Here is a 25,882-nt window from a genome sequence, read left to right on the forward strand (position 1 = left end):
GACCAGAGCGGCCGTTCCGTCCGCAATGCCGGGTTTCCGACGGCGAGTGCGGGGAAGGCGCGGCGGATGAGCACCGCCGACGACCGGGCGACCGCCCGCCGAACCCTGATCGTGATCGGTCTGCTGCTCGCGACCGCGCTCGCGTTGGTCCTCGTGTACGCCACCCGGCGGGTGCTGGTCTGGGCGGTGGTCGCCGCGTTCTTCGCCGTGGCGCTCAAACCCCTCGTCGACCGCGTGCAACGCCGTCTGGTGCGGCGGCGCTCGCTGGCCACGCTGCTGGTGTTCCTCGTCGCGTTCGTGCTGCTGGCGATCCTGGCCGCGCTGATCCTGGTGCCGTTGTCCGGGGAACTGGCCCGGTTCGCCGACCGGGCGCCCGAGCTGCTGCACGACGCCCGCGCCGGGCGTGGCCCGCTCGGGCAACTGCTGGAGCGCACCGGAGCGCGGCGTTACGTCAGCGAGCACTCCGACCAGCTCCGTGATCTCGGCACCCGACTGCGGCAACCCGCGGTGGGCGTGCTGCGCGGCGTCGTCGAGACGGTAGCCGGGGTGGTCACGGTCATCGTGCTGGCGTACCTCATGGTCCTGGAGGCGCCGCGGATCACCCGCGGCCTGCTAGCGGCGGCCGGGGACGGTCAGGGTGAGCGGCTGCGCCGGGTGGGCCGGGAGGTGTCGCGCACCGTCACCGGCTACCTCACCGGAAACCTGCTGATCAGCGTCATCTGCGGGGTGTTGACCTACGTGGTGCTGGCCCTCACCGGCGTGCCGTTCGCGGCCGTGATCGCCCTGCTGGTGGCGGTGGCCGACCTGATACCGCTCGTCGGCGCCACGCTCGGGGCGGTGATCGCGGCCGGGGCCGGTTTCCTGCACTCCCCCACCGCCGGGGTGGTGGTGCTCCTCTTCTTCGTGGTCTACCAACAGGTGGAGAACCACCTGCTCCAGCCGTTCATCCTGTCCCGGGCGGTCCGGCTCAACCCGCTGACCGTACTGGTCAGTGTGCTGCTCGCGGCGGAGCTGGCCGGTCTGCTCGGCGCGCTGCTGGCCATCCCCGCCGCCGGCATCATCCAGGCCCTGCTGCGCGAGTACGGTCCGCGCCGGCTGCGGCCCGCCCCACCGGCCGGTCCCGGCGCGCGGCGACCGGCCGGTCCCGCCCCTCGGGGCTGACCGGCCGGCGCGTGGGCTCCCCGCTCAGCGGGCTCGGGACGCGACCTCGGGTGTGGTGCTCTCCAACGGCACCGCGTTCGCCGGGACCAGCCCCAACTGGACCGCCGAGCGGGTCAGCGCGGCGTCGAGCACCCAGTCGGCGCTGACCCGCGTGCGGTTGCCCGGCATCGCCATCAGGTGATACGCCCGGGTGACCGTCTTGGCCGGCAACCCGCCCAGGTTGACCTGCAACGGGTTCGCCGCCGCGTCCTTGCCCCCCAGGTCGACGACCCAACCCAGGTCGTGGTGCTTGTACGGCTTGCGCTTGCCGAAGCCGTACGAGGCGGCGATGTTGTGCGCCGCGCGCTTGCCCTGCCGCTGCGCGTGCTGAGCCGTCATCCCGCAGATCTTCCCCGGGTTCACCAGGTCGGGCACCGCGGCGGCGTCGCCGCAGGCGAACACCTCCGGGTAGCCGGGGACGTTGAGGAACTCGTCGACCACCAGCCGCCCCCGGTCGGTGCGCAGACCCAACTCGTTGACGAACGGGTCGGGCCGCACCCCCACACACCACACCAGGGTGCAGGTCGGCACGTACTCGCCGTCGGTGAGCTTCACCCCGTCGCAGGTCGCCTCCGCCACGGAGGTGCCCAGCCGCACGTCCACACCCCGGCGGTTGAGCACCCGGTGCGAGGTGTTCGACATCCGCTCGTCCATCTCGGGCAGCACCCGCGGTGCCACGTCGAGCAGCATCCACCGCGGCCGGACCGTGAGCCGGGGCCGCTGGGCGTGCAGCGCGTCGGTGAACAACTGCCCGTGCGCGGCGACCTCGGTGCCGGTGTAACCCGCTCCGACCACCACGAAGGTGGAGCGGGCCTGCTGCTCGGCCGGGTCCTCGGCCTGCTCGGCCAGTTCGACCTGACGAACGATGTGATCATGCAGGTAGACGGCCTCGGGCAGACCGCGGAAGCCGTGCGCGTACTCGGTCACCCCCGGGATGGGCAGGAGCTTGTTGACGCTGCCCACGGCGAGGATCAGCCGGTCGTACGCCAACCGGTTCTTCTCCCCCTCCGCCTGGGTGAAGCCGACCCACCGGTTCTGCAGGTCGACGTGGTCCGCCTCGCCGACCACCACGCGTACGCCCTTGAGCGTCCCGGTCAGCGGCACCGCGATCCGCTTGGGCTCGACCACCCCGGCCGCCACCTCGGGCAGCAACGGGAGGTAGAGGAAGTAGTCGGTGGAATTCAGTACCACGATCTCGGCCCGATCACGGGCGATCCGGCTCAACGTCTTCGCCGCGTGGTAACCGGCGAACCCGGCCCCCACGATCACCACACGAGGTTTCGTCATTGCGGGCCGTTTCCCGTCGAAGCCCAGGACAAACGTGGAACCGCCGCTCGGGTGCGAGCGGCGAAACATCCACGAGCAGCGATATAGACAGACACCACCGTCGATGGGCAGGATGCCGGGATGGGATCAGACGACACCGGCGCACGGCCCACGAGGCCGACCCGCCGCACCTTCCTGTCCGCTTCGGCCGCCGCCACCGCCGCGACCGCCGCCACCGTCGCGGTGCCCGCGCTCGCCGCGCCGGCCGCCGCCGACCCCGTCCCCGCCGGCCCCGGACGCCCGGCCCGCGCCCAGCGACCCGACCGTGAACTGCGCGAACTGCTCCGGCAGGTCGATCCGCGCCGAATCGAGGCGACGGTACGGCGGTTGGCCGCGTTCGGCACCCGGCACACCCTCTCCAGCCAGGACGACCCCCAGCGGGGAATCGGCGCCGCCCGGGACTGGATCCACGCCCGGCTCCAGGAGTACGCGGCGACCTCCGGCGGCCGGATGACCGTCGAACTCCAGTCGTACGTGCAGCAACCCGCGTCGCGGATCCCCACCGCCACCCGGATCACCAACGTGGTGGCCACCCTGCGCGGCCAGACGTCGCCGAACCGCACCTACGTGGTGACCGGCCACTACGACTCCCGGGTCACCGACGTGATGGACGCCGTCAGCGACGCGCCGGGCGCCGACGACGACGCCTCCGGGGTGGCCGTGGTGCTGGAGCTGGCCCGACTGATGGCCACCCGCCCCACCGCGGCCACCATCGTGTTCGCCGCGGTCGCCGCCGAGGAGCAGGGCCTGTACGGTTCGGCGTACCTCGCCGGGCAACTCAAGGCGGCCGGCGCGGACGTGCAGGGCATGTTCAGCGACGACATCGTGGGCAGCAGCACCGCCGACGACGGCACCCGCGACCCGCATGCGGTGCGACTCTTCGCGGAGGGGGTGCCGACGGCGGAAACCCCGGCGGAGGCCACCACCCGACAGTCCGTCGGCGGCGAGAACGACTCCACGTCGCGGCAACTCGCCCGGTTCGTTCGAGATGTGGCGGAGAACGACGCCACCGCCATGCGAGTACGGGTGATCTACCGCCGCGACCGCTACCTGCGCGGCAGCGACCACATCTCGTTCCTGCGCGAGGGCTGGCCGGCGGCACGGTTCACCGAGCCGAACGAGGACTTCGCCCACCAGCACCAGGACGTCCGGATGCAGGACGGCCAACAGTTCGGTGACCTGCCGGAGTTCTGCGACTTCGCGTACATCGCCCGGGTGGCCCGGGTGAACGGCGCGGCGCTCTGGTCGCTGGCCCAGGCGCCCGGGACACCCCGGGGCGCCATCATCGTGACCACCGACCTGACCAACAACACCACCCTGCGCTGGCAGCGCGGCGACGAACCGGGCCTGGCCGGCTACGAGGTGGTGTGGCGGGAGACCACGGCCGCCGAGTGGCAGCGGGTGATCGGCGTCGGTGACGTCACCGAGGTCAGCATCGACCTGTCCAAGGACAACGTCTTCTTCGGCATCCGCGCGGTGGGCCACAACAACCTCCGCAGCCCGGTGGCCTTCCCCCGCCCAGGCGCCTAGGTGTTCCCTCGATCAGGAGGCTCGCCCCCGGCCTGAGACCGGGGGCGAACCTCCTGATCACTCCGGCGAGACGGGCGCCTCGGGGTGCGGTGGGGTGGGGCCGTGTGGTGGCCGCTGCCAGCGCACCGTGACCGTCAACTGACCCTGGACGCCGGTGCGGGCGATCACCGCGCCGGCCTCCGCGGTCAACTGCACCCCGAAGGAGATCTCGACCTCGTCCGGACGGTGGGCCATCGACTGGAACTGCCCGAGCGCGGCGGAGGCGGCATCACGTACCTCCGAGAGCGCCCGGTCGAACGTCGCCCGCGCCTCACGGACCACCTTGCCGGCGTTGCCGGCCGGCGTCACGCCGGCCCGACCGTCGACCTCGACCACCACCGAGCCGCCGCCGTCCAGGTCGAATCTGCGCAGTTCCGTCATCGTTCACGTCCTCTCTCAGGCGGGCGGCACGCACGTCAGATCAAGCCACTCGGCCTTGTGCCCGGTCTCTCTGATCTTGTCGAGTTCGGCCAGCAGACCGTCCAGGCGCTCCGGTGCTTCCAGGTAGACCAGGACCGCCCGCTCGAACGCCGTGGCCATCGTCGCCGGCATCAGGTCCGACGCGTCCCAGCACAGGGTGCCGGTACGCAGTCGCTGCGCGACCGCCGCCAGGACCTCGTCCTGGTATTCGGGTGCCTGGCCGCGCCGACTGAACGCCAGGTCCTGGGTCTGCTGACGCCAGACCGTCTGAGCCTCCTCGGAGGCGAGGTAGGTCATCAACTTCCTGGCCCGCTCGGTGTCCCTGGTGCCCTTGGGCTCCTTGGGGTCACGGAACATGACCGCGACGTCGTCGGAGACCTCGCGCAGCGCCGACGTGTCCGCCGCCCCGATCGACGGTGTCGGGAAGAAGGTGAACGGCGGGGCAGTCGGACCGGTGGTCGTCGGGCTGGACGTTGCCGGCAGGTGCGGACGGTACTCGCGGACCGCGAAGGAACCCTGGTGGTCCAGGTGACAACGTGGGGCGGTCGACCCCGCGTCCGTCCTACGGGGAAACAAGCCCTTCGCCGCTGTCTGGAAGGTGGTGTAGAGGCTGGCCCGGGCCGTCCCCTCCGACGAGGCCCGCAGCAGGGTGCCCCAGGTTTCCCAGGACTCCTTGACCTGCGGGGAATCCCAGCGGAGGTCACCGCGCGTCCACTGCTCGTAGAAGGCCTGGCCGGACTGGTGCAACAGGATGTCCTCGATCCAGTCGGTGCCCGGCCAACCGGAGACCGACTGGGAACTCATGGCGAGACACCAGCGCACCTGTTGGGCGCCGATCCTGCGCTGGGTCAGGCTGACCAGCTCGTCCCACGTCGCCGGCGGATCCTGGCCGAACTTCTTCAACTCGGTCGGGTCGTACCAGACCACGCTCTTCAGGTGGGTGGCGATCGCGACCGCGTAGGCGAGGTCCCTGCCGTTGCGCGTGCCGTTCGGCCCGACCTTGGGGGCGAGCTTGATCAGCTGCGCGGCGGCGCCCGGATCGGTCGTGACAGCGCCCTCCAGCGACGCCAACTGGCCGGCATTGACGTACCGCTGCAGGTCGTTGACGCGGGGCAGGACCGCGACGTCGGGCGGACGGCCGCGCTCGATCGCCACCTGAAGCACCTGGCTGACGTCCCGGTGCCCCTGGTAGCGGGCCCGGATACCGTGCCTCTGCTGGAAGTCGTCCAACACCGCCGTGAACGCGGCCTCCTCGACGCCGGTCCACGAGCCGAAGACCGTCAGCTCCGCAGTCGGTTCGGCAGAGCAACCGCCGAGGGCGACACCAGCGAGCAGCACCGTGACCGTCGCGACCGCCATCCGTGCGCTGCGCTTCATGGTCACCGCTCCCCATATTCCGCCAGGCGGAGCTGGAAGCCCCACAGGATCAGCCCCGCGATGACGAGCGCGAGCAGGGGCAACAGGAGCTCGCCGGCGTAACTCCTGGCCGCGCCGTCGGCGGCGGTCGTGATGGCGTCGTCGGCCGCGACAGCGCCGTCGTCCATGATGGCGGAGTCGTCGGTGACGGCGGTGTCGGTCGCGACAGCCTGGGACGTCGAAGTCGGGGATGGAGACGGGGACGGGAACGAGCCGCGAAGCTCAGCGATGGTGTCGGCACAGGCCGTCCTGCCACACTGCGTCTCCACCTGACCCACGAGGCCGTACGCGGCCAGGGAACCCACGTCCATGAGCTGCGCCCGCCTGCTGCCGTCGACGACGTGGACTCCCGCGCGGGTCTGGTCCAACCGGTCCGCGGAGGAGAGGCTCACCCCGGTCAGGGCCACCATCCCCACCGCCGCGACCGAGGCCATCAGCAGGGGGATATTCACCGTCCGGCGGAAGCGGCGGGCCAGATACACCTGCGTCCGCGCCAACAGCACCCCGAGCGCGACCAGCGGCAGCAACCAGAGCGCCGCGGTCAGCGTGTTGGTCCAGGTGTTGTCCACCTGGCCGTCCAGGGCGAGCAGTTGCTTACCCCGCAGATCCTGGATCCGGACCAGGATGTCGTTCAACAGGCTCGCCGCGTCCCGGAGCGCCGCCACCCCGAGCGCCCCCAGGTCGGCGTCCCGGAAGCGCGCGTCGGCCTGGCCGATGATCCCGGTGTAGGTCACCAGCAGCGCCTCGATCGTCTGGATGTCCTGAGTGCCCTCGTCACCGGCCGCGTTGTTCTCCGCCAACAGGGTGAGGTACTGGCCGGCGGCGGCGATCTGGCGCTGGTAATCAGCCCCGGGACCGCCGAGGACGACACCACCCTTGCCGAGATTGCCCACCGCCGCGAGGTGCGCGTTGCGCAGCGCGTCCTGCGCGTCGTAACTGGCGAGGATCGCCGGCACGGATCGCTCGGCGGCCGCGTCGGCATTGCCGGCGACACCGAGGAAGACCGCCAGGCTGGTCGCCAGGGTGACCGCGGTGAGCCCGAGCAGCCACCCCCGCAGACGCACGAGGGTCCGCCGGGTGGTGCTGACCCGTGGCGGCGTCCCCGCGGCCGCCGTCATACCGGCACCCCGGCCGTCGGGCCTGCGCCGAATGGTTCACCGCAGGCCTCGCAGCTCGCCGAGCCGGCCGGTGAGGTCTCCAGACAGGCACCGCAGATCACATCCGCCACCGCCGGCACCCGTGGCGCCGGCACCTGAAGCGGGTTCTGCACCGAGTCGACGATGCTGACCCTGACGTCGGCCTGGCTGAGATCCTCCTTGAGCCGCACGAGGCCGTCCGGCTCGATGTCCACCAGGTGCCGCAGTTGCTCCAGGGCGGCCTCGTCGCGCGTCGCGGTTGCCAGCGCCACCGCCTGCGCCAACTGGGCGTGTGCCTCGACCCGGTCACCCCGGTCGAACGCGTCGCAGCCGGCGTTGATGGCCTGCCGGACGTCCTCCTGCCCGGTCACCTGGGAGACGCTGAGATCGATCCGGGCCGACTTCGCCATGTCGACGGTCCAGTTGACGAGAACGGTGGCGGTGGCGGACCGCACCTCGCCGTCGACCACCAGGTTGACCCGGGCGGCCAACCGGTCCTGCTCCAGGACGTCGTCGGGCGCCGTGACCCGCAGAGACAGGTGATAGTCCCTGCGCTCGGCACCCCACGATCCGGTGGCGAACTCCCACGTCCGCTCGTCGACCCTCTCGGCGTACTCGGTGAGGTCCTGGATGGTGGGACTGGTCTGCTTGAAGAAGACCAGCTCGGCGTACGGCATGGTCCGCAGCCGGATCCGTCCGTCCGGCAGGAGCTTGGTCAGCGCGGCGAGAACGGACTCGCGAAAGCTCGCCGCCAGATCGGCCGGGCGTCGTACCGCCTCGGCGGTGCCGTGCAGCGCGGCGGCGATCCGGAGCAGATCAGCAGGGCGCCAACCCTCTCCGATCCCTCGGGGATCGCAGACGAACCGACCGACGCAGCTGTGCAGGACGCGCTCCAACTCGTCCGCGGTCTCGTGCTCGTTGATGCCGTCGGTGAGCAGCAGCGCGTGGTTGATCGTCGACGACGGCGGCAGCAGGCCCCGGGCCGCCGCCAGCCAACTGCCCATCGCCGTACCGCCGCTGGCGCCGAGGCGGGCCACGGCGGCTCTGGCCTCCTTCCGGGTGGCCGACGTGGCGGTCGCGAGCGTCGGAGTCGCCGGGTAGACCATGGTGGCCTCGTGGGTCCCCTGGACCACCGCGTACCGGACACCGTCCGGCAACACGGCGATGGCCGCGGCAGCGGCCTGCTGCGCTGCGGCCATCTTGGTCGGTGGATCCGCCATCGACCCGGAGCAGTCGATCACCAGCACCTCGACCAGCCGGGACGGATCCGACGGGGCCCTCGGGTCGTCCTCGGCCGGGTCACCCTCTCCGGTCACCGAGAGGACCGCGTGCATCTCCCGACCGCCAACCCGCAGGAACTTGTTCTGGTTGACTTCCAGGTCGAACCGCATTGCGGTTTCCATCGATTCACGCTCCGTTCCGGGTCGGTTCGGTCACCATCGGGTGCGGGGTCGGACGGCGTTGGCTCGGTCGACGAGCAGGTCGTGGGCGGCACGCCGGCCAGCGTCGTCGGTGCGACCGGCCCGCCGAAAGCGGTTCGCGCGCACCGCCACCAGGTCCGGGAACGCGGCGTGTTGCGCCTGCTGGCCCAGGGCGCGGTAGGAACGCTCCAGCAAGGTGCGGATGGCGCGTTCGGTGGGCGGCTCACCCAGCACCGGGCCGCCGGTCAGCTTGGCGGCGTCGCCGGAACGGGCCAGCTCGAGCGCCATCTCCCGGATCGCCGTGATCAGTCGGTCGCGCGCCTCCCCGCCGACGTCCAGCGCGGCGAGCCGGTGGACGGCCTGGTTGAGTTCACCGGCGGCGGGTGGCCCACCGGGCAGCCGGGACGACAGCACCCGCACCGCGGCGACCCGCGCGGCGTCGTGGTGCCGGGAGAGCGCCGGCACCTCGTCGAGGACGGCGACGGCCCCAGCCCGGTCGGTCGCCGCCAGACGGAGCCGGGCCAACCCGAACGCGGCGCTCGCCTGGAAGGGATCGCGCTGCCAGACCGCCGCGTAGTAGCGGGCTGCCGACACGTGGTCGCCGCGTCGTTCCGCGCAGTAGCCGAGCGCGAGCTTCGGGGCGACCTCCCCCGGGATGTCGCTGTAGACCGCGTCGAACCGCTGCCCCGCATCGTCGATCCGGTCGGCGGCAAGCGCGAGCAGCCCGCGGTGCCAGGCGATCCGCCAGTCGGCGTCGGCTCGGGTGCCGATCAACGTCTCGGCGCTGACCAGCGATACGGCGGCCGAGTCGGGATCGGCCAGCGCGAGGTGCGCCCGGCACCTGCTCAGCTCGATCTCCACGGACGTCTGCTCCACCATCGCGAGCTCACCCAGGAGGGCGTGGGCGTCCGACGCGTCGACCGTGCGGAGCACGTCGACGGCCGGGTCGTCCGGGTCGGGTCGGGGCACCGCCAGACCGAGGGCCACGTCGACGGACGCGGGACGGCCGTCGTCCAGGACGGTGCTGTCGCCCGCGTCGATCCAGGTACGCAGGGGCAGGACCAGCCCGAGCCCCGCGTCCAGCAGCCGGGCGGAGGGTTGGAAGAGCGAGATCGGCTCGGGCTGACGCCGGTCCGGCTGGCCCGCCAGGATCTCCCGCAACACACCGAGAAGCTGCTCGGACATCTCGGCGGCGGAGGCGAACCGTCGGTCCCAGTCCAGGCGGATCGCGCGGGCGACGAGCCGGTTGAACGACTCGATGCCGAGGGCGTCCGGGGCCGCGCCGGGGGTGTCCGGGCCGGGCGTCCGGTGCCGGTACAGGTCTTCCAACGTACGACCGAGGGCGAACAGGTCGGAGCGCTCGGTCGGCCCCCGATTCTGGTATTCGGCCCTGCTGACCGAGAAGTCGACGGAGTGGACGATCCCCTCGCTCCCGCTGTCGGCCTTGCGGACCCCGCCCAGGTCGATCACCTTGATCCGGTCGGCGGTGCGCATCACGTTGTCGGGCTTCATGTCCGTGTAGAGCAGCCCGCGCCGGTGCAGGTAGTCGAGTGCGGCGAGGATCTCGTGACCATAGGCGAGGATGTGGTCGATCGGCAGCGAGACGTCCGGCTGTCGCGGGTCCTTCGCGGCGTTCTGCAACCTGCGCAGCGACATGCCGTCGAGATAGTCCATCACGATGTAACCGGTGGGGCCGGCGACCGGGTCGTCGTGGGTGGCGAAGTCGATGCTCCGCACGATGTTCGGGTGGTCCAGCGCGTTGAGGAACCGTCGTTCCTCGACGGCGGCCCGGAGGGAGGCCTCGTCGGCGGCGCGCAGCACGCCCTTCAGCGCGACGTCGACGTGGTCGTTGTGGGTGTCGTGGGCAAGGTAGACCCAGCCCTGGCCGCCACGGGCCACACAGCGGACCACCTCGTACCGGTCGGCGACAAGGTCACCGGGTTGCAGGCCAGGACGAAAGTTGAACGGCGTCGGGGTCGGGCAGTAGGGGCAGAACCCGCTGTCCCGACCGGGTCGACCGCCCCGGCTCCGACCGACCGGGTGACCCTTCGGGCAGAAGCGGAACTCCTCGGGCACCCGCAGGGGCTGGGTGGTCGCGCCGTCGGGCGAGAAGGTCAGCACCGGCAGCGAGACGAGGCTGGCCACCGTCCAGATGTCTCGACCGGTCGACCGGGACGGGGCCGCGGTCGGTTTGGCCGTGTCGGGAGGCAGTGGCGCCAGGCCGCAGACGTCGCAGAACCCGGTCTCGTCGACGGTGCCGGCGCAGCCCGGCCAGTTGCATGGTGTCACGACCCACCCCCGCCGCGGTGGCCACCGACCCGGTCCGCGACCGCCTCGGTGTAGTCGCGGACCGCCGCCTCGGCGGTCACCAGATCGCACGGCGCGGCCATGAGCAGGTCGTGCGCGCCACGGTACGACGTGCCGAGAACGGCGTCCTCGGCGAACCCGTGCCGTACGGCCCGCGCGCGATAGGCGCCCAGCCGGCCGCGCAGCTCCGACCAGAGATCCTCCCGCGCCACGATCTCCCGCCGGATCGACTCGGCCGTGCGGAGTGCCCGGTCGGTGGCCCGCTCGGTCGAGGCGAGCAGGACGGCCAGGGTGTCGCCGTCGGTGCTGGCCGCCGCGGCCCGCAGCTTGGTCAACTGGATGCGCAGCTCGATCGCCCTGGGCTGGAGCCGGGGCACGTCGGCGACCACGGCGGCGGCCTGGCGGTAGGCCCGGCGGGTGGCCTCCTCGGTGGCCTGGAGGCTCGCGACGCGACGCGCCAGCAGTGTGGTGCGCAGCGGGACCGACTCCGCACGGAAGGTCAGCAGCATCCGCAGATCCCGGGCGGGAGCCTGGTCGACCAGGGGAAGCACCACCTCGGACAGGAGCGTCTCGGGATCCGCGGCCTCGTCGATGTTGTTGATGATGATCGAGCGCGGCGTCGCCTCGACGGCGCGGTCGTTGTCCGGCGCCGTACTCGCGACGTCGGATTCGCCAGCCCAGTCGGCGATCCGCTGGGACACGTCCTTCGTGCTCCGGTCCGTCGCGTCCACCGCGAGGTCGATGCTGCCGATGGGTGGAGCGTCCGGGCTCTGCTCCGGGTCGCTCGACGATCGAAGCTCCCGACTGGAGAACACGGCGGCCTGGCGAACCGCCTCGGCGACGTCGGACTCGCGGTGGTTGACGACGATGACCAGCACGTTGTCGGGCGAGAGGCGACCGAAGAAGTCCGCGAGTTGGCGGAGGACCTTGAGGTTCGCCGGAATGCCGTCGGGCGACCGCAGACGCGGATCGACCGCAGGCTCACCGGGCACCCGGGGACCAAGCCACGGAAGGCGATTCAGGATCGTCTCGACCGGGATCATCCACGACAGGCCCTGGGCGGCACCGCCGACCACATCGCCGTCGCGGTCGGCATCCTCGTACGTGCTGACCACCATCCCGACGACGTGCCCGCTCCGCGCGTCGAGGACCGCCGTGCCGCTGAAGCCCTTACTGACCCGGAGATCGGTCGGCCCCGAGACCATCTGAATCCGTTCCCATCTCGCCCCGGACCGGCCCTTGAGCGTGGCCTCGACGCGTACGCCGTGTTCGACTGTTGTCGGGAAGCCGTACATGACGACGCGGCGGTCCAGAGTCTTCGTGCGGCGCAGCGGTGCGAACGGTCCCTGCGCCATCGGCTCGGCAAGCTCGAGCACCGCGATGTCGTCCCGTTCATCGTCGGTCAGTGGCCACCAGCAGCCGGGCACGACCCGGGCCGACACCGTCCGGCTGACCGGTTGGCCGACGAGGTCGAGAAGAACAGCCCAGGACGGCTCGCTGCCGGACGAACTGCTGTCGCCGCCGCCGCTGACGACGTGGGCGCAGGTCAGGACGCGGCGAGCATCCAACGCCAGGCCGGCGCCCAGAACCCGGGCATCCGTACTGCGGACGCGGACCAGCCATCGCTCGTTGTCAGGACTGACCGCCACTTCGCTGAGGGTAACGGAGCGGGACCATTTCCGTTGACCCCGGTCAGCGCGGCGCGGTGATCGCCCAGCGTTCGTGGTCGCGCCAGGCGCCATCGACGAACAGGTAGTCCGGCGAGAAGCCCTCCAGCCGGAAACCGAGCTTGCGGGCGACCCGGCGCGACGGTTCGTTGCCCGGTTGGATGTTCGCCTCCAGGCGGTGCAGTCCGACCGTGTGGAACGCGTGGTCGATCACCAGCGCCACGCCCGCCGAGGCGTGCCCGGTCCCGCTGTACGGCTGGAACGCCGCGTATCCCAGGTAACCACCGCGCAGCGCACCCAGCACGATCCCGCTGATGTTCACGTAGCCGGCGATCGCACCGCTGGCCCGGTCACAGATCAGGTAACCGGCCCCGTCGCGGCGGCGGATCCGCCTCAGGTAGTTGTCGTACTCCTGCGGGCTGGACGGCGCGACCAACCACGGGTGGTGCAGGTCCCGACTGCGCCGGGCGGCGGCGACGAACTCGTCGGAGTCGGTGGGCCGGGGCCGCCGGATCGCGGCGGGACCACCGGTACGCAGATATCTCACGGCCGACCACTCGGAGCGGCCGAGGCCGCTCGTGTCCACGCCTCCCGAGCGTCGAGCAGGGCGGGGAGGTGGTCCTTGCTCCAGGCACGCGCCGCCTCGATCAGGCTCAACAGCGTGCGCCCCAGGTCGGTGAGTTCGTACTCGACGCGCGGCGGATTTTCCGGGTACGCGGTGCGCACCACCAGGCCGTCGCGTTCCATCGCCCGCAGGGTCTGCGTCAGCACCTTGGGTGTGACGCCACGAAGGGGCACCCGGATCTCGGTGAAGCGACGCCGACCGCCCTGTAGACAGAGCACGACCATCCCGGTCCACTTGTCACCGATCTGGAAGGGCAGGGCACCGGAGGGGCACATCGGGTCGAACATCTCGGGATCCAGCTCCGCCACGGTATGCCCCCATCCATCCCGGTTTCCTTGTAGTAACCAGTATCTCGTAGATACCGTTCCCGTGGTCCGCAGCGACAGCCAGACGGGGGACGAATCCATGAACAGCATCGCCATCTTCGGTGCCGGTGGCAGAGCGGGACGGGCCATCACCGCCGAGGCCCGCGCCCGTGGACATCGGGTCACCGCCGTCGTCCGGAATCCGGACCCGAGCAACGACATCGCCGCGGACGGCGTCTCGGTGGTCCGCGGGGACGTCACGGACCCGCGCTCGACGTCCACGATCCTGCACGGTCACGACGCGGTGGTCAGCGCGGTCAGCCCCGCATCCGGACCCGAGGCCCTGGCCGCCCTCGGCCGACTCGACGACCAGTTCTTCGTCAACGCCGTCGACGCGCTCCTGCACGGCATGACCGAGACCGGAGTCCGTCGCCTCGTCCTCATCGGACTCTTCGCCAACCTCCACGACGAGCACGGCCGCCTGATCCTGGACGACCCCACGGCGTTCCCGAGTGAGCTCCGCCCGTTCGCCCTGTCGCACACCGCCGGCCTGGAGCGGCTCCGTACGGCGGACACCCCGGTCGACTGGCTGATGCTCACCCCACCGGCGATGCTGGACGTGGCGGCACCACCACGGGGCCGCTACCGGGTTGGCGGGGACACCGTGCCCCGGTCCGGATCGACCACCCTGTCGTACGCCGACCTCGCGGTCGCGGTGCTCGACGAGATCGAATCCCCTCGGCACCACCGCACCCGCGTCTCGGTCTTCGACTGACCCGGTCCGTCCGCGCCGGCCGCAGAGCCGCCGAACACGGCTCGGACCCGCGCTAGCGTGCCGTCCGAAGCCAGAACTCGCCGCCGTCCGGGTCGGCCATCAACACCCGCCCGCCGATATCGCCGCCGTCGGCGTCGAGGACTGTCGCGCCGAGCGACAGCAGGCGGTCGATCTCCGCCGGCCGGTCGGTGTCGACGCCCACGGCGACGTCGAATCGGACCCGGTCCCGGCCCCCGTTCGGCATGTACGGCGGACCGCCCCAGGAGATCTTCGTGCCCCCGCGGGGCGACTGGATGACGGTCTCCTCGTCCTGGTCCCAGACCAGCGGCCACCCCAGCGCGGCGCTCCAGAAGTAGCCGACCTGCGGCGATCCGTCGCAGGCGAGCGCGCCGATCGGCCCGGTGTCGGCGAGGAATTTGTTGCCCGGCCCGATCACGTCGAACTCGTTGCCCTCGGGGTCGGCGAGCACCACGTGATCGTCGTTCGGGTCCTGACCGATGTCGATGTGTCGTCCGCCGAGCTCGAGGGCCCTGGCCACCGACCGCTGCTGGTCGTCCAGCGAGCTGCTCGTCAGGTCGAAGTGCATCCGGTTCTGGACGACCTTGGGCTGCTGGTGCTGGGGGAAGCGGATCCGGAAGTCGGGGTCGCCGGCGGGCAGCAGCAGAACGCCGTCACGTGGATCGTCGACGATCTCTCGGCCGAGGAGCCCGGACCAGAACCGCGCGAGTCGCAGCGGCTCGCGTGCGTCGAAGCAGATCGCGAACAGGTGTGCAGTCATCGCCTCGCCCATCTCCCCTCCGACCGGACGCCGCGCCGGCCGTTGGAGCGGGAGCCTAAGGGGCGGGCCGGGTCACCCGCACCCGACTTTCCGCGCCTCGACCGGGGCGCCGAGCGTCCGGTCACCGGACGGGATACGCCGCGGCGGTGAAGGCGTGCAGGGCGATCTCGGCCGACTGTTCCAGTTGGTCACGTCGGGCGCCGGCTGCCGCATGGACGGCGTGGCCCTCGGTGACGACGCTCAGGAAGCGGGCCAGGGCGGTGGGGTCGACCTCCGCTGGGAGGTCACCCTCCTCGACGGCGCGGGTGAAGCGGGCCGCCAGGGCGTTCTCCCCCGTTCGCCGGCTGGCCGCCAGGAAGTCGGAGATGGCCGCGTTGTCGGTGCCGCAGGCGGTGCCGCCCTGGATCGAGAGGCAGCCGGCGGGACGGTCGGGGCGGGTCAGCGCCACCACGTTCTCCCGGAGCAGCACCGCCGCCACGTCCCGGGCGGTCGGCTGGTCCAGCGCGTCGCGCGCGTAGGCCATCTCGACGTCCGCGTACCGGGCCACCACTGTGCGGAACAGGCCCTCTTTATTGCCGAACGCCGCGTAGAGGCTGGGCTTGTTGATGCCCATGGCCCCGGTGAGCTCGGTCAGTGAGGCGCCCTCGTAGCCGTGTCGCCAGAACACCTCCATCGCCCGATCCAGGGCCTCGTCGGTGTCGAAACCACGCGGTCGTCCGGTCTGGGTCATCTCCTCCACCCCCTTGCCGCGCCCACTCTACCGCCCGCGGAAACCGATCGGTACAAAAGTTTGGGGAATGACCGTGGACCCTGCTAGGTTCTTTCCATACCGAGCGGTACAGATGTGTGGAGGGGGTTCGCCATGGAGCACGTGAGGCACACGCTCGGCCCGGTCGGGATCTGGAGCACGGAGCTGCGCGGAGCGGCCCGACCCGAGGTCCGCGAGGCCGCGGCCGAGCTGGACCAACTGGGCTTTCCGGCGCTCTGGATCCCCGGCCTCGACGGCCCGGGGGCGGTGGACGACGTCGAGCACCTGCTGGCCGCCGCGCCACACGCCACTGTCGCCCTGGGCGTGCTGTCCATGTGGGGCCAGGACCCGGCCGCCCTGGGGAGCCGCTGGTCCGCGCTGGACGCGACGTACGGCCCGCGCGCTGTTCTGGGCCTCGGCGTCAGCAACGCCCACTCCGCCGCCAACGCCGGCCAGGACTACGGCACACCGACGGTGTCGATGCGTCGCTTCCTCGACGGGCTCGACGCCGCACCCCACCCGATTCCGGCCGACCGGCGCCTTCTCGGCGCGCTGGGTCCAAAAATGGTCGATCTGGCCAGCACGCGTACCTCCGGTTGGCACCCGTTCCTCGTGACTCCCGAATACTCGGCGGCGCATCGGGCACGCGTGGGCGACGCCCCACTCATCGCCCCGCACCTCGCGGTCGTCCTGGACCGCGATCCCACCCGGGCGCGGGCGACCGCCCGCGCCGGCATCGGGATGTTCATCGGTTTCCCCGCCTACCGCGCCAACCTCGGCCGCCTCGGCTTCGGTGCGGAGGACCTGGTCCCGGGCGGCAGCGACCGCCTGATCGACGCCCTCGTCGCCTGGGGAGACCTCGACGACGTCGCCGACCGCATCCAGGCCCACCTGGACGCGGGCGCCGACCACGTCACCCTGCACGTCCTCCGGCCCGACGCCGGCGACGGCGACGGTCCGCCGCGGCGGCACTGGCGGGAACTCGCCACGCTGCTGCCCCACTTCACCACCCGCACACCGGGCACCAACTGACCGTTGTGCCCCACCACCCACACCAAGGAGTACGACTCATGGCTCAGCTCAATGGCAAGACCGCACTGGTCACCGGTGGCACCACCGGCATCGGCCTGGCCGCGGCCCGCCGCTTCGCGGCCGAAGGCGCACACGTCTTCGTCACCGGCCGCCGCCAGCAGCAGCTGGACGAGGCCGTCGCGGCCATCGGCCCGAATGCCACCGGGATCCGCAGCGACGTCAGCGATCTCGACGACCTCGACCGCCTCTTCGACGCGATCACGACCCACGGCAACGGACTGGACGTGCTGTTCGCCAACGCCGGTGGTGGGGAGTTCGCCGCCCTGGGCACCATCACCGTGGAGCACTACTCGGACGCGTTCGACAGCAACGTGCGCGGCACCCTGTTCACCGTCCAGAAAGCCCTGCCGGTGCTCAACGACGGCGCGTCGGTCATCCTGACCGGCTCGACCGCGGCGACGAAGGGCGGCCCCGCCTTCGGCGTCTACGCCGCCTCCAAGGCCGCCATCCGATCGTTCGGTCGCACCTGGGCCGCCGAGCTGGCTGGTCGCGGGATCAGGGTCAACACCCTCGTCCCGGGCCCGACCGAGACTCCGGGCATCACCGGGCTGGCCGCCAGCCCGGAGGAGGCACCCGCGCTGCTGCAGATGCTCGCCGCCACGGTGCCGCTGGGCCGGATGGGCCAGCCGGAGGAGATCGCGAACGCCGCGCTGTTCCTGGCCTCCGACCAGAGCAGCTTCATGACCGGCGGCGAGATCTTCGTCGACGGTGGCGCGAACCAGGTCTGATCGAGGCGTTGCCCACGAGCACGGTGCCGGCCGGCGGCGCGACGTCGGCCGGCACCGTGGACCGGTGTTCATCGGGCCAGCGCGTCGGCGAGACGGGCGATGCCGTACTCGTATGCCTGGTCCACATCGCCGCCCAGCTTGAAGGCCCCGGCCAGTTCCATGCTGACGAATCCGTTCGCCCACGCGGTGAGCGTGCGTGCGGCGTCCAGGGCGTGGTCCTCGCCGGCGAGGTTCGCGGTCACCCGCAGTACGGGTTCGACGGCGTGGGTCAGGACGATGCTGGGGCCGGCGAGGTCGGATCGCGGCGCGAAGATCAGCTGGTAGCCCCGCGGTCGGGCGTGCGCGAACGCGCGAAAGGCTCGGGCCAGCTCGGCCAACTCGCGGCGTGGGTCGGTGCCGGCGACGATCACCGCGAGCCGTTCCCCGAGGTCGCGAATGGTGGCTTCGGTGATGAGGCGCACCAGGTCGTCGCGGTTTCGCACCCGCTTGTACAGCGACGGCGCGCGCACGCCGACCCGGTCGGCGACGGCCTGCATGGTCAGGCCGGCGATACCCGCTGATTCCAGGATGTCCTGCCCGGCGCGGACGATGGCGTCGACGGAGGTCCGATCGGGCGTCGGCATGCCGCTTCCCTCCGGATCGGGGGTCGGATTCGATGGCTATTGACCATAGCCATGATGGCTACGTACCATAGCCACATGCAGACGATAGCAATCCCGACACGGGTGCGGCGATGAGGCTCGCCCCGCACCTGCGCCGCATCGGCAACGACATCGTGGCCGTCTACCTCGTCGACACGGACGAGGGTGTGACAGTCATCGACGCGGGCCTGGCCGGGCACTGGCGCGAGCTGCGGGCCGAGCTGTCGGACCTGGGCCGCTCGGTGGACGACATCCGCGGCGTCGTCCTCACCCACGGCGACACCGACCACCTCGGGTTCGCCGAACGGCTTCGGCGCGACCACGGTGTCCCGATCTACGTGCACGAGGCGGACGCCGCCCGCGCGCGAGGTGAGGTCAAGGCCGACATGTCGTGGGGCACGATGAAGCTCGGCGCGACGGCCGGCTTCTTCTGGTACGCGATGCGCAAGGGCGGACTTCGCACCACTCACCTCACCGAGGTCGTCGCCGTGCACGACGGCCAGGTGCTCGACCTGCCCGGCGCGCCACGCGTCATCGCGGTCCCCGGGCACTCGGCGGGCAGCATCGCCATCCACGTGCCGATCGCCGACGCCGTCTTCGTCGGCGACGCCCTGACCACCCGGCACGTGCTGACCGGCCAGCGGGGTCCACAACCCGCGCCCTTCACCGACGACCCCCACCAGGCGCTGGCGTCGCTGCGCCACCTCGAGGACGTTCAGGCGTCGTGGGTGTTACCGGGCCACGGCACGCCGTGGTCCGGTGGGGTCGCCGAGGCGATCCGCGCGATCAGGACGGTCGCCGACGCCTGACCCGGCCGGGGCGATCCGTCAGAGCGGGCCGGGAAACGTCTGTTCCATCGGCATCGGCACCTGGAGGTACGTGGTGCCGCGTAGGTCCAGCCAGGCCCGGTCCGGTCCACGGACCAGTCGCACCATCACCTCCTCGCAGGAGGGGCAGCGGGCGACCAGACCCGGGGCGTGCGAGTAGACGTGCAGGCTGGCCATCGAGCCGGTCGTCCCGCAGTTCTCGCAACGGCCCATCGCGGTGCTCAGGTCCACGGTGAACAGCTCACGCATCGGGCCGTCGAGCATGTTGCCGTCCAGGTACGACATCTCGGTCATCGGATCTCCTCGGCGTTACGGGAGCGGGCGGGCGGTCAGCCGGTGGGGCCGAAGCGTTCGGTCTTGACCCGCCGCGACGGATGACCCAACCCCACCAGCAGGTCGGCCACGGTCTCCACGAACGCGGTCGGACCGCACACGTAGGTGAGCGGTTCCAGGTCCGGCGGCCAGCCGTGCGTGTTGACGTCGGCCAACCCGATCCGGTGCGGCTCGCCGCGCCAGCCCTCGGGCGCCTCGCGGGTGTAGACGTACGCGATGTCCAGGCCGAAGTCGTCGCGGACCCGGCGGCGCAGCTCGTCGGCGTAGATCACGTCGCCCGGGGTGCGCACCGAGTAGATCAGCCGGAACGGCGCCTTGCTGCCGGTCGCCCGCCGCGCCCGGATCATCGCCATCAACGGCACGATGCCGGAACCACCGGCGACCAGCTGCACCGGCGCGGTCTCCTCGGGCCGCCAGATGAACCAGCCACCGAGCGGTCCGCGGACCTCCACCGGGTCGCCGGCGCCAAAGACATCGATGAGGTACGGGGACACCTCGCCGTCGTGCACCCGCTGGACGGTCACCTCGATGCGCGGGCCACCCGGGCCGTCCACCACCGGCCCGGCGATCGAGTACGACCGGGCGGCCTGGTAGCCGTCCGGGGCGGTGAGCCGCAGGTCGACGTGCTGCCCCGGCAGGTGCCCCGGCCAGTCCGGCACCTCCAGCACCAGGGTCTGCGCGCTGGGTGTCTCCACCCGGCGCTCCACCAGCCGGCCGACCTGCCACCGGTTGGGCGTCCGGCGCTGGGTGCTCGTCGCCACGGCGCGCTCAGTCACCCTGGTACCGCTGTTCGCGCCACGGGTCGCCGTAGTCGTGATAGCCGGCGGTCTCCCAGAACCCCGGCTCGTCCATCGTCTTGAGCCGGAGGCCGCGCACCCACTTGGCGGACTTCCAGAAGTACAGGTGCGGCACCAGCAGCCGGGCCGGCCCACCGTGCTCGGCGGGCAGCGGGGCGCCGTCGAAGGTGTGCACCACCCAGGCCTGGCCACCGCGCAGGTCGTCCAACGGCAGGTTCGTGGTGTACCCGCCGTAGGAGTGCGCCAGCGCGAAGTGCGCGCCGGTGTCGACGTCGGTGAGCAGCGTGTCCAGGGAGACGCCCTGCCACGTGGTGCCGAGCTTGGACCAGCGGGTGACGCAGTGGATGTCCACCTGTGGCGTCTCCTGCGGCAGGGCCATCAACTCCTGCCACGACCACCGGTGCTCGCTGCCGTTCTCGGCGGCGATGACGAACTCCCAGGTGTCCAGGGACACCCGGGGCGTCGGGCCGGCCGAGAGCACCGGGAAGTCCTCGGTCAGGTACTGGCCGGGTGGCAGGGCCGGCTCCTGCGTTCGGGGCCGACCCTGAAAGCCCGGTGACACGATTCCCATTGCACAGTCGTACCATCCGCGCCGGCCCGGCCGGGAGCTTTCCCGCGTACCTCCTGGTCGTGCCGGCGCAGTGCGGTCAGTGCCGCTCCGCGACGACCTCGCGCTCCTCGGGCACGTCGCCGCCCCGGGTGGCGCGCAGGCTGGTCAGGGTGACCACCGCCAGCACGCCGATGATCACGCCGAGCGAGGCCAGGGTGGGGATCTGCGGCACGCTGTCCCAGATGCCGTGCGCCCAGTGCAGACCGAGCTTGAGGCCGATGAACGCCAGGATGACGGCCAGGCCGTAGCTGAGGTGCACCAGCCGGCTCAGGGCCGCGTGCAGGACGAAGTAGAGCGCCCGCAGGCCGAGCAGAGCGAACGCGTTGGTGGCGAAGACCAGGTACGGGTCCTCGGTGATGCCGTAGACGGCCGGCACCGAGTCGACCGCGAAGACGATGTCGGTGGCCAGAACCGCCACCACCACCAGGGCGAACGGGGTGAGTGCCCGCTTCGCGCCCTGCCGGACGGTCATCTTCGTGCCGTGGTAGTCGTCGACCACCGGCATGACCTTGCGCAGCAGTTTCACGGAGCGCATCTTGTTGATGTCGACTTCCTGCTGGTGCCCGGAGAGGGCGTCGCGCAACAGCTTCACCGCGGTGGCGATGAGGATGATCGCGAAGAGCAGGAAGGCGAAGTCGAGGGTCTGCAACGCCGCCGCGCCGAGCGCGATGAAGATGGCCCGCAACACCAGCGCGCCAGCGATGCCGTAGAGCAGCACCCGCTGGGCGAGCACCGCCGGCACCGCGAACGCGGCCAGCAGCAGCATGAAGACGAAGAGGTTGTCGACCGAGAGCGACTTCTCCACCAGGTAACCGGTCAGGTACTCCACACCCTGCTGGGAGCCGAAGCGTGCCCAGAGCCAGCCGCCGAACGCCAGCGGCAGCGCGATATAGAAGGCCGACCAGCCGAGGGCCTCCCGCATGGACACCTCGTGCGGGCGACGGGTGACCAGGAAGTCCAGCACCAACAGCAGAAGGACGCCGATGATGGTGACCGCCCACAGCGTGGGCGTGCCCACCGACGACAGGTCACTGGCGGCGGACAAATAAGACACTTCGGTCATGGCTCTCCTCGAACACCGTCATGTTCGAGGTCTCCTTCACCCATCACCTGATGGGCAACCACCCGAGGCACGCCGGGCGTGCCGTACTGACCGGAATGGTTCGTGGGAAGTACTCCCCTCGCACGACAAGGTTAGGCCAGGCTGAATCCCCAAGCCAAGCGGGACATCAATGGTTGCCCTGGTAAACAGCTGTGTGCGCCGCGATCAGGCACGGCGCAGCGTCGCCCCCGGAGCCATCGCCTGCTCCACCAGGCCCCGATAGTCGCGCGGCAACTGAGTGACGACGTCATCGAACTCACCACCGGTGATCGCCTCCCGCAGGGTGGTGAAGACCGCCCGCGTGGCGTCCCCGGCGGCCGGCTCCTGCACCCCCGCGCGCAACGCCACCCGGGCGACGAACTCGGCCGCCCCGAACCGGTCCGCCTGCTCCGTGCTCGGGCTCGGCTTGAGCACCAGTTGCAACGGCTGCGGCAGTTGGGCGGCCAGGTCCAGGACCTCGCCGCCGGTCAGCCGCTCGGCGAACGTCTCCAGGACGGCGCGGGTCACCTCGACCGCGCGCTCCGAGGACGTCGCGGTGCGGTGGGAAACCTGGTCGATGAAGGTGTCGTAGTTCATCGCGTACTCCCTTGGGCTCGCGTCGGCGTTTGCGGGTACCCGCGGCGGCGGGGCGGAAACGGCGCCGGGATTCCTGCGTCGCTCGGGCGTGACCGGCCGGCGGGTGGGTAACCGCCGCCGGTCGTGACCACATCGATGCCCCGAGGGAGCCCACGCCATGGCGAGCTACGCCGACGTCCTGCAGTACCTGTCGAGCCTGGACTACCCGGCCGAGAAGGACGACGTGGTCCGCGAGGCCGAACGGGAGGGCGCCCCGCCGGACGTACTGAAGGCGTTGCGGGCCCTGCCGCCGGTGGACTACGCCAACGGCACCGAGGTGGCCCGGTCGGCCGGCATCGAGGCCGCGCCCGAGGTGGGTCCCGCGCAGCGCGCCGAACAGGCCCGGGACAAGACGCACAACCGGGTCTCGCAGCATCTGCGCGGCATCTGACCCGGCGGTGGCGGCCACGGCTCCGACACCGGGGCGTCGCCGATGACCCACCCCGGCCCCGCACACCGACCGTCCTCCCGACCGCCGGACGTGCGCTTTCCGGCCGCAGTGCAACTCGCCGTGGTGGCCGTGGTCGGTGTCATCGCCGGCTGCCTCTTCGCGCTGCTGCTACCCCTACCGCTCGCCGCGCTCGCGGGCTGGGACGTGGGCGCGCTGAGCTGGCTCGCCCTGGTCTGGCACAAGCTCTGGCCGATGGACGCCGAGCGGACCGCGCGGCTGGCCGTACACGAGGACCCGAATCGGGCGATCCGCGACGCGCTGCTGCTCGTCGCCTGCCTGGCCAGCCTGCTGGCCGTGGGACTGGTGGTGGCCAGCGCCCAGAGCGCGCCACCCGGGCTCGGCCGGGAGGCGCACGGCGCCCTCGGCGTCCTCAGCGTGCTGCTGTCCTGGTTCGTGGTGCACACCGTGTTCGCCGCCCGGTACGCCCGGATCTACTACACCGGCCCGGACGGCGGGGTGAACTTCAACCAGTCCGAGCCGCCGTGCTACTCCGACTTCGCGTACGTCGCATTCACCATCGGGACGACGTTCCAGATCTCCGACACCAACCTGACCAGCAACGAGATGCGTCGCACGGTGCTACGGCACTCGATGGTGTCGTACCTGTTCGGTGCCTTCATCATCGCCGTGACCGTGAATCTGCTGGCCGGCCTGGCCAACTGAGCGGGCTGCGATGGAGGGGGCCGCGCTGGCCCCGGAGGTGGCACGGAGCGGCGCGAAAGGAAGGGCCGGGACAGGCGGGCGCCCCTGGTCACGAACCGCGACCCAGGGCGCCACGCAAGCCTGCCCAGGCGGTGAACCGCGTCCGAACCGGTCGCGGGTCACCAAGCGGTGGATGCCCGCCCGAACCGAGCGGTCAGCACTGCCGGGTCCAACCATACGACAGAACATCCTCCGTTTGGTCAGATTTTGACGAAGTGTGGGCCAGGGCACGTCACGGCCGACCAGTCACCTCCGCGTACCGGTGCTCCAGGTCGACCCGGGCCAGCGCCCCCACCAGCCAGGCCAACTGCTCCGACTCGCTGGCAAGGCCGGCCAGGTCGTCCGCCGACCTGCCCAGACCGAGCCGACGGGCCGCCGCCAACGCCCGGCGGTCGGCGACCGGCGCCACCTCCCGCCACAGCGCCTGCGCCTCACGGAGAAACAACTCGACGACCTGACCATCCACGCCCGGAAGCTCGGTGAGGAGCGTCCGCTCCCGGTCCGGGTCGTGCCGCGCCACCGCCCGCAAACGGCGCAGATCCCCCCGGTACCGCTCGACCACCGTGCGGGCCAGGTCACCCAACACGTCGGCCAGCGCGTCCACGTCGCCGCGCTGGCCACTCGCGCGCAGCACCCGGACCCGGTCCTCGTGCAGTGACCGGGCCAGCCGGGCGGCGCTGTCCCAGCCCTCGTCGCGCAACGCCCGCGCCCCGTCCAACGCCCGGCGGAAGTCGCCCCGACGCGCCAGGAGCACCGCCAGGTAGAGCACCTGGAACAGGCTCGCCGGGTTGTTGGTCACCCGAAAGCCGTACTGCTCGGCGAAGCCCCGCCCGCTGCCGGCGAGGCGGCGCGCCAGACGCTTCCGGTCCGCCAGGGGCGTGATCAGAGTGGTCGGCATGCCGGCGACTACCCGCGCGACCCTCGGTCACACCCGGCCCGCGTCGGGCCGCGTCAGCTGTGCAGGCCGCCGGTGCGGTCGCGGGCCTTGAGGCGGGTGGTGGGCAGGGCGGGAGCCGGCAGCGGAGGCGCCGAATCGTCGGCGACCACGCCGAACCGTCCGTCCCCAGCCATCCAGTCCGCGCGGGCTGCCGCGATCTCCTCGTGCGAGCGGCCGACGAAGTTCCACCACATGACCAGCGGCTCCTCGAAGGGCGCACCGCCCAGCAACAGCAAGCGGGCCCCGGCCCCACCGCGCACGGTCAGCTCGCGGCGACCGGAGCCCAGATACAGCAACTCCCCCGGCTCGAATCCCACCTCGGCCGCCTCGGCGGCGCCGGACATCGCCAGCAGGGCGTACTCGAAGTCGGGCCGCAGCGTCAACGTCGTCGGCGCCTCACCGCTCAACTCCAACTGCACGCCGACCAGCGGGGTGTGCACCACCGCCGGTGACCGCTGCCCGGCGAACTCGCCCACCAGCAGGGTGAGATCAAGATCGCCGTCGCGCCACCGCGGCAGGTCGGCGTGGTGCGCGAAGTCGGCCGCCCCGGCCCGCGCCGGGTCCGGCAGCGCCACCCAGAGCTGCACGCCGTGCATCACCGGCGGGTGGACGGCCGGCGACCGCTCGGAGTGGGCGATGCCGTTGCCCGAGGTCATCACATTGAGTTGACCGGGCCGGATCGGCTGCACGTTTCCGAGGCTGTCGCGGTGCAGGATCTCACCGTCGAGGAGCCACGTCACCGTCTGCAGACCGGTGTGCGGGTGCGGCGGCACCTCCATGCCGGGCCGCTGCGCCACATCGTCCGGGCCGAAATGGTCCACGAAACACCAGGCGCCGACCATCCGACGGACCCGCTGCGGCAACAACCGCCGCACCGTGGTGTACCGACCCAACGGCACGTCGTGGCCGGGCAACAGCACACTGCCGGGATCCACGTCGGCCACGCCAGGTGGCCGGGTCTGCGCCAGCATCGATTCGGTACGCTCCACCGCCCGACTGTACGCTCACGCCCTCGGACCGTCGCGGCGCTTCCTGGTCAAGAGCTCGCCGAGAGCCGGACGACAGTTCCCGCCGCGCCCAGGTCGAGTTCGCGCCGGCAGGTACCGCATCCGCCGGGACGGCCGAATCACTCGGTGCCAGTCGCGCACTCCCCACCTCCGCCGGCGCTGTCAATCGCGCTCCCCGCCGCTGGCGGTGCGGGTCATGCTTGTCACCGCCGCCCGCGGTGCCGATCGCGCACTTCACCGCCGCAGGAACGGAGATCTTGGACAGTTACCGTTTCGCGCGAACGGTAACTGTCCAAGATCTGCGAACAACCACCGATCAGGTCGGGGTAATCAGCTCCCCGGCACGC

Annotated in this window: 27 protein-coding genes; 8 read left to right on the forward strand and 19 right to left on the reverse strand. The window is 71.5% G+C overall.

Translation table 11 applies throughout. The features are described from left to right. The first annotated feature begins 66 nt into the window (after positions 1 to 66). Positions 67 to 1,161: an AI-2E family transporter gene (locus AB0A90_RS00250; RefSeq protein ID WP_357239126.1), complete on the forward strand. Its 1,095-nt coding sequence runs from the start codon at positions 67 to 69 to the stop codon at positions 1,159 to 1,161. Between the two features lie 24 nt (positions 1,162 to 1,185). Here the strand turns inward: AB0A90_RS00250 and AB0A90_RS00255 are convergent, their stop codons facing one another. Beyond that, positions 1,186 to 2,487 (reverse strand): NAD(P)/FAD-dependent oxidoreductase, encoded by a 1,302-nt coding sequence (locus AB0A90_RS00255; RefSeq protein WP_357239129.1) that lies wholly within the window; start codon positions 2,485 to 2,487, stop codon positions 1,186 to 1,188. Between the two features lie 120 nt (positions 2,488 to 2,607). On the opposite strand from AB0A90_RS00255, the gene AB0A90_RS00260 reads away from it, so the two are divergent. Next, complete coding sequence (locus tag AB0A90_RS00260) at positions 2,608 to 4,056, forward strand: M20/M25/M40 family metallo-hydrolase (RefSeq protein ID WP_357239132.1); 1,449 nt, start codon at positions 2,608 to 2,610, stop codon at positions 4,054 to 4,056. A gap of 57 nt (positions 4,057 to 4,113) precedes the next feature. On the opposite strand, the gene AB0A90_RS00265 is transcribed toward AB0A90_RS00260, so the two are convergent. From AB0A90_RS00265 to AB0A90_RS00300, 8 genes are read right to left on the reverse strand one after another with little or no spacing between them, the layout of a single operon-like run. Further along, positions 4,114 to 4,476, reverse strand: coding sequence for a CU044_2847 family protein (locus tag AB0A90_RS00265; RefSeq protein WP_357239135.1), 363 nt, complete (start codon positions 4,474 to 4,476; stop codon positions 4,114 to 4,116). Between the two features lie 15 nt (positions 4,477 to 4,491). Further along, complete coding sequence (locus AB0A90_RS00270) at positions 4,492 to 5,892, reverse strand: extracellular solute-binding protein (protein ID WP_357239139.1); 1,401 nt, start codon at positions 5,890 to 5,892, stop codon at positions 4,492 to 4,494. Positions 5,893 to 5,894: 2 nt separating this feature from the next. Next, positions 5,895 to 7,049 carry a hypothetical protein gene (locus tag AB0A90_RS00275; protein ID WP_357239142.1) on the reverse strand — a complete coding sequence of 385 codons (1,155 nt, stop codon included), beginning with the start codon at positions 7,047 to 7,049 and terminating at the stop codon, positions 5,895 to 5,897. After that, complete coding sequence (locus tag AB0A90_RS00280; protein WP_357239145.1) at positions 7,046 to 8,470, reverse strand: VWA domain-containing protein; 1,425 nt, start codon at positions 8,468 to 8,470, stop codon at positions 7,046 to 7,048. Before AB0A90_RS00280 ends, AB0A90_RS00275 begins: the two co-directional genes overlap by 4 nt. 30 nt (positions 8,471 to 8,500) lie before the next feature. Further along, positions 8,501 to 10,777 carry a tetratricopeptide repeat protein gene (locus AB0A90_RS00285; RefSeq protein WP_357239148.1) on the reverse strand — a complete coding sequence of 759 codons (2,277 nt, stop codon included), beginning with the start codon at positions 10,775 to 10,777 and terminating at the stop codon, positions 8,501 to 8,503. Then, a complete protein-coding gene (locus AB0A90_RS00290) occupies positions 10,774 to 12,444 on the reverse strand; it encodes a serine protease (RefSeq protein WP_357239151.1) in 1,671 nt (556 codons plus the stop codon). Before AB0A90_RS00290 ends, AB0A90_RS00285 begins: the two co-directional genes overlap by 4 nt. A 43-nt stretch (positions 12,445 to 12,487) precedes the next feature. Beyond that, the gene (locus AB0A90_RS00295; RefSeq protein ID WP_357239154.1) at positions 12,488 to 13,009 is read right to left on the reverse strand and encodes a GNAT family protein; all 522 of its coding nucleotides are present in this window, start codon (positions 13,007 to 13,009) and stop codon (positions 12,488 to 12,490) included. Further along, the gene (locus AB0A90_RS00300; protein WP_357239157.1) at positions 13,006 to 13,395 is read right to left on the reverse strand and encodes a helix-turn-helix domain-containing protein; all 390 of its coding nucleotides are present in this window, start codon (positions 13,393 to 13,395) and stop codon (positions 13,006 to 13,008) included. Before AB0A90_RS00300 ends, AB0A90_RS00295 begins: the two co-directional genes overlap by 4 nt. A gap of 97 nt (positions 13,396 to 13,492) precedes the next feature. On the opposite strand from AB0A90_RS00300, the gene AB0A90_RS00305 reads away from it, so the two are divergent. Further along, a complete protein-coding gene (locus AB0A90_RS00305; RefSeq protein ID WP_357239160.1) occupies positions 13,493 to 14,167 on the forward strand; it encodes an NAD(P)H-binding protein in 675 nt (224 codons plus the stop codon). Between the two features lie 52 nt (positions 14,168 to 14,219). Here AB0A90_RS00305 and AB0A90_RS00310 read toward each other — a convergent pair whose 3' ends face one another. Then, complete coding sequence (locus tag AB0A90_RS00310; protein WP_357239163.1) at positions 14,220 to 14,945, reverse strand: VOC family protein; 726 nt, start codon at positions 14,943 to 14,945, stop codon at positions 14,220 to 14,222. A 121-nt stretch (positions 14,946 to 15,066) separates the two neighbouring features. Beyond that, positions 15,067 to 15,675, reverse strand: a complete 609-nt coding sequence (locus AB0A90_RS00315) for a TetR/AcrR family transcriptional regulator (RefSeq protein WP_357239166.1) — start codon at positions 15,673 to 15,675, stop codon at positions 15,067 to 15,069. Positions 15,676 to 15,807: 132 nt separating this feature from the next. Here AB0A90_RS00315 and AB0A90_RS00320 point away from each other — a divergent pair, with 132 nt between their 5' ends. Together AB0A90_RS00320 and AB0A90_RS00325 are read left to right on the forward strand one after the other, a co-directional pair. Next, positions 15,808 to 16,725 (forward strand): TIGR03620 family F420-dependent LLM class oxidoreductase, encoded by a 918-nt coding sequence (locus tag AB0A90_RS00320; protein WP_357239169.1) that lies wholly within the window; start codon positions 15,808 to 15,810, stop codon positions 16,723 to 16,725. A 38-nt stretch (positions 16,726 to 16,763) separates the two neighbouring features. Further along, positions 16,764 to 17,513 carry an SDR family oxidoreductase gene (locus AB0A90_RS00325; protein WP_357239172.1) on the forward strand — a complete coding sequence of 250 codons (750 nt, stop codon included), beginning with the start codon at positions 16,764 to 16,766 and terminating at the stop codon, positions 17,511 to 17,513. A 68-nt stretch (positions 17,514 to 17,581) separates the two neighbouring features. On the opposite strand, the gene AB0A90_RS00330 is transcribed toward AB0A90_RS00325, so the two are convergent. Then, the gene (locus tag AB0A90_RS00330; RefSeq protein ID WP_357239174.1) at positions 17,582 to 18,136 is read right to left on the reverse strand and encodes a WHG domain-containing protein; all 555 of its coding nucleotides are present in this window, start codon (positions 18,134 to 18,136) and stop codon (positions 17,582 to 17,584) included. Between the two features lie 110 nt (positions 18,137 to 18,246). Here AB0A90_RS00330 and AB0A90_RS00335 point away from each other — a divergent pair, with 110 nt between their 5' ends. Beyond that, a complete protein-coding gene (locus AB0A90_RS00335; protein WP_357239176.1) occupies positions 18,247 to 18,963 on the forward strand; it encodes an MBL fold metallo-hydrolase in 717 nt (238 codons plus the stop codon). A gap of 18 nt (positions 18,964 to 18,981) precedes the next feature. Here AB0A90_RS00335 and AB0A90_RS00340 read toward each other — a convergent pair whose 3' ends face one another. From AB0A90_RS00340 to AB0A90_RS00360, 5 genes are all read right to left on the reverse strand, one after another. Next, positions 18,982 to 19,275: a DUF6510 family protein gene (locus AB0A90_RS00340; RefSeq protein WP_357239179.1), complete on the reverse strand. Its 294-nt coding sequence runs from the start codon at positions 19,273 to 19,275 to the stop codon at positions 18,982 to 18,984. Positions 19,276 to 19,310: 35 nt separating this feature from the next. Then, positions 19,311 to 20,075 (reverse strand): ferredoxin reductase, encoded by a 765-nt coding sequence (locus tag AB0A90_RS00345; RefSeq protein ID WP_357240634.1) that lies wholly within the window; start codon positions 20,073 to 20,075, stop codon positions 19,311 to 19,313. 7 nt (positions 20,076 to 20,082) lie between these two features. Then, entirely contained in the window at positions 20,083 to 20,682 is a 600-nt protein-coding gene (locus AB0A90_RS00350; RefSeq protein WP_357239182.1) for a sulfite oxidase-like oxidoreductase, read from the reverse strand. A 76-nt stretch (positions 20,683 to 20,758) separates the two neighbouring features. Further along, positions 20,759 to 21,784 (reverse strand): TerC/Alx family metal homeostasis membrane protein, encoded by a 1,026-nt coding sequence (locus AB0A90_RS00355; RefSeq protein ID WP_357239185.1) that lies wholly within the window; start codon positions 21,782 to 21,784, stop codon positions 20,759 to 20,761. A 204-nt stretch (positions 21,785 to 21,988) separates the two neighbouring features. Next, complete coding sequence (locus tag AB0A90_RS00360) at positions 21,989 to 22,399, reverse strand: DUF2267 domain-containing protein (protein ID WP_357239188.1); 411 nt, start codon at positions 22,397 to 22,399, stop codon at positions 21,989 to 21,991. A 157-nt stretch (positions 22,400 to 22,556) separates the two neighbouring features. Here AB0A90_RS00360 and AB0A90_RS00365 point away from each other — a divergent pair, with 157 nt between their 5' ends. Together AB0A90_RS00365 and AB0A90_RS00370 are read left to right on the forward strand one after the other, a co-directional pair. Next, entirely contained in the window at positions 22,557 to 22,829 is a 273-nt protein-coding gene (locus AB0A90_RS00365) for a DUF2795 domain-containing protein (protein WP_328654669.1), read from the forward strand. A 42-nt stretch (positions 22,830 to 22,871) separates the two neighbouring features. Then, on the forward strand, positions 22,872 to 23,552 hold the full coding sequence (locus tag AB0A90_RS00370; protein WP_357239192.1) for a DUF1345 domain-containing protein: 681 nt from the start codon (positions 22,872 to 22,874) through the stop codon (positions 23,550 to 23,552). A gap of 271 nt (positions 23,553 to 23,823) precedes the next feature. Here the strand turns inward: AB0A90_RS00370 and AB0A90_RS00375 are convergent, their stop codons facing one another. Both AB0A90_RS00375 and AB0A90_RS00380 read right to left on the reverse strand, forming a co-directional pair. Next, positions 23,824 to 24,489: a hypothetical protein gene (locus AB0A90_RS00375; protein ID WP_357239195.1), complete on the reverse strand. Its 666-nt coding sequence runs from the start codon at positions 24,487 to 24,489 to the stop codon at positions 23,824 to 23,826. A 53-nt stretch (positions 24,490 to 24,542) separates the two neighbouring features. After that, entirely contained in the window at positions 24,543 to 25,517 is a 975-nt protein-coding gene (locus AB0A90_RS00380) for a pirin family protein (RefSeq protein WP_357239198.1), read from the reverse strand. Positions 25,518 to 25,882: the final 365 nt, after the last annotated feature.

The organism is Micromonospora sp. NPDC049204 (assembly GCF_040647935.1).
Taxonomy (GTDB): domain Bacteria; phylum Actinomycetota; class Actinomycetes; order Mycobacteriales; family Micromonosporaceae; genus Micromonospora.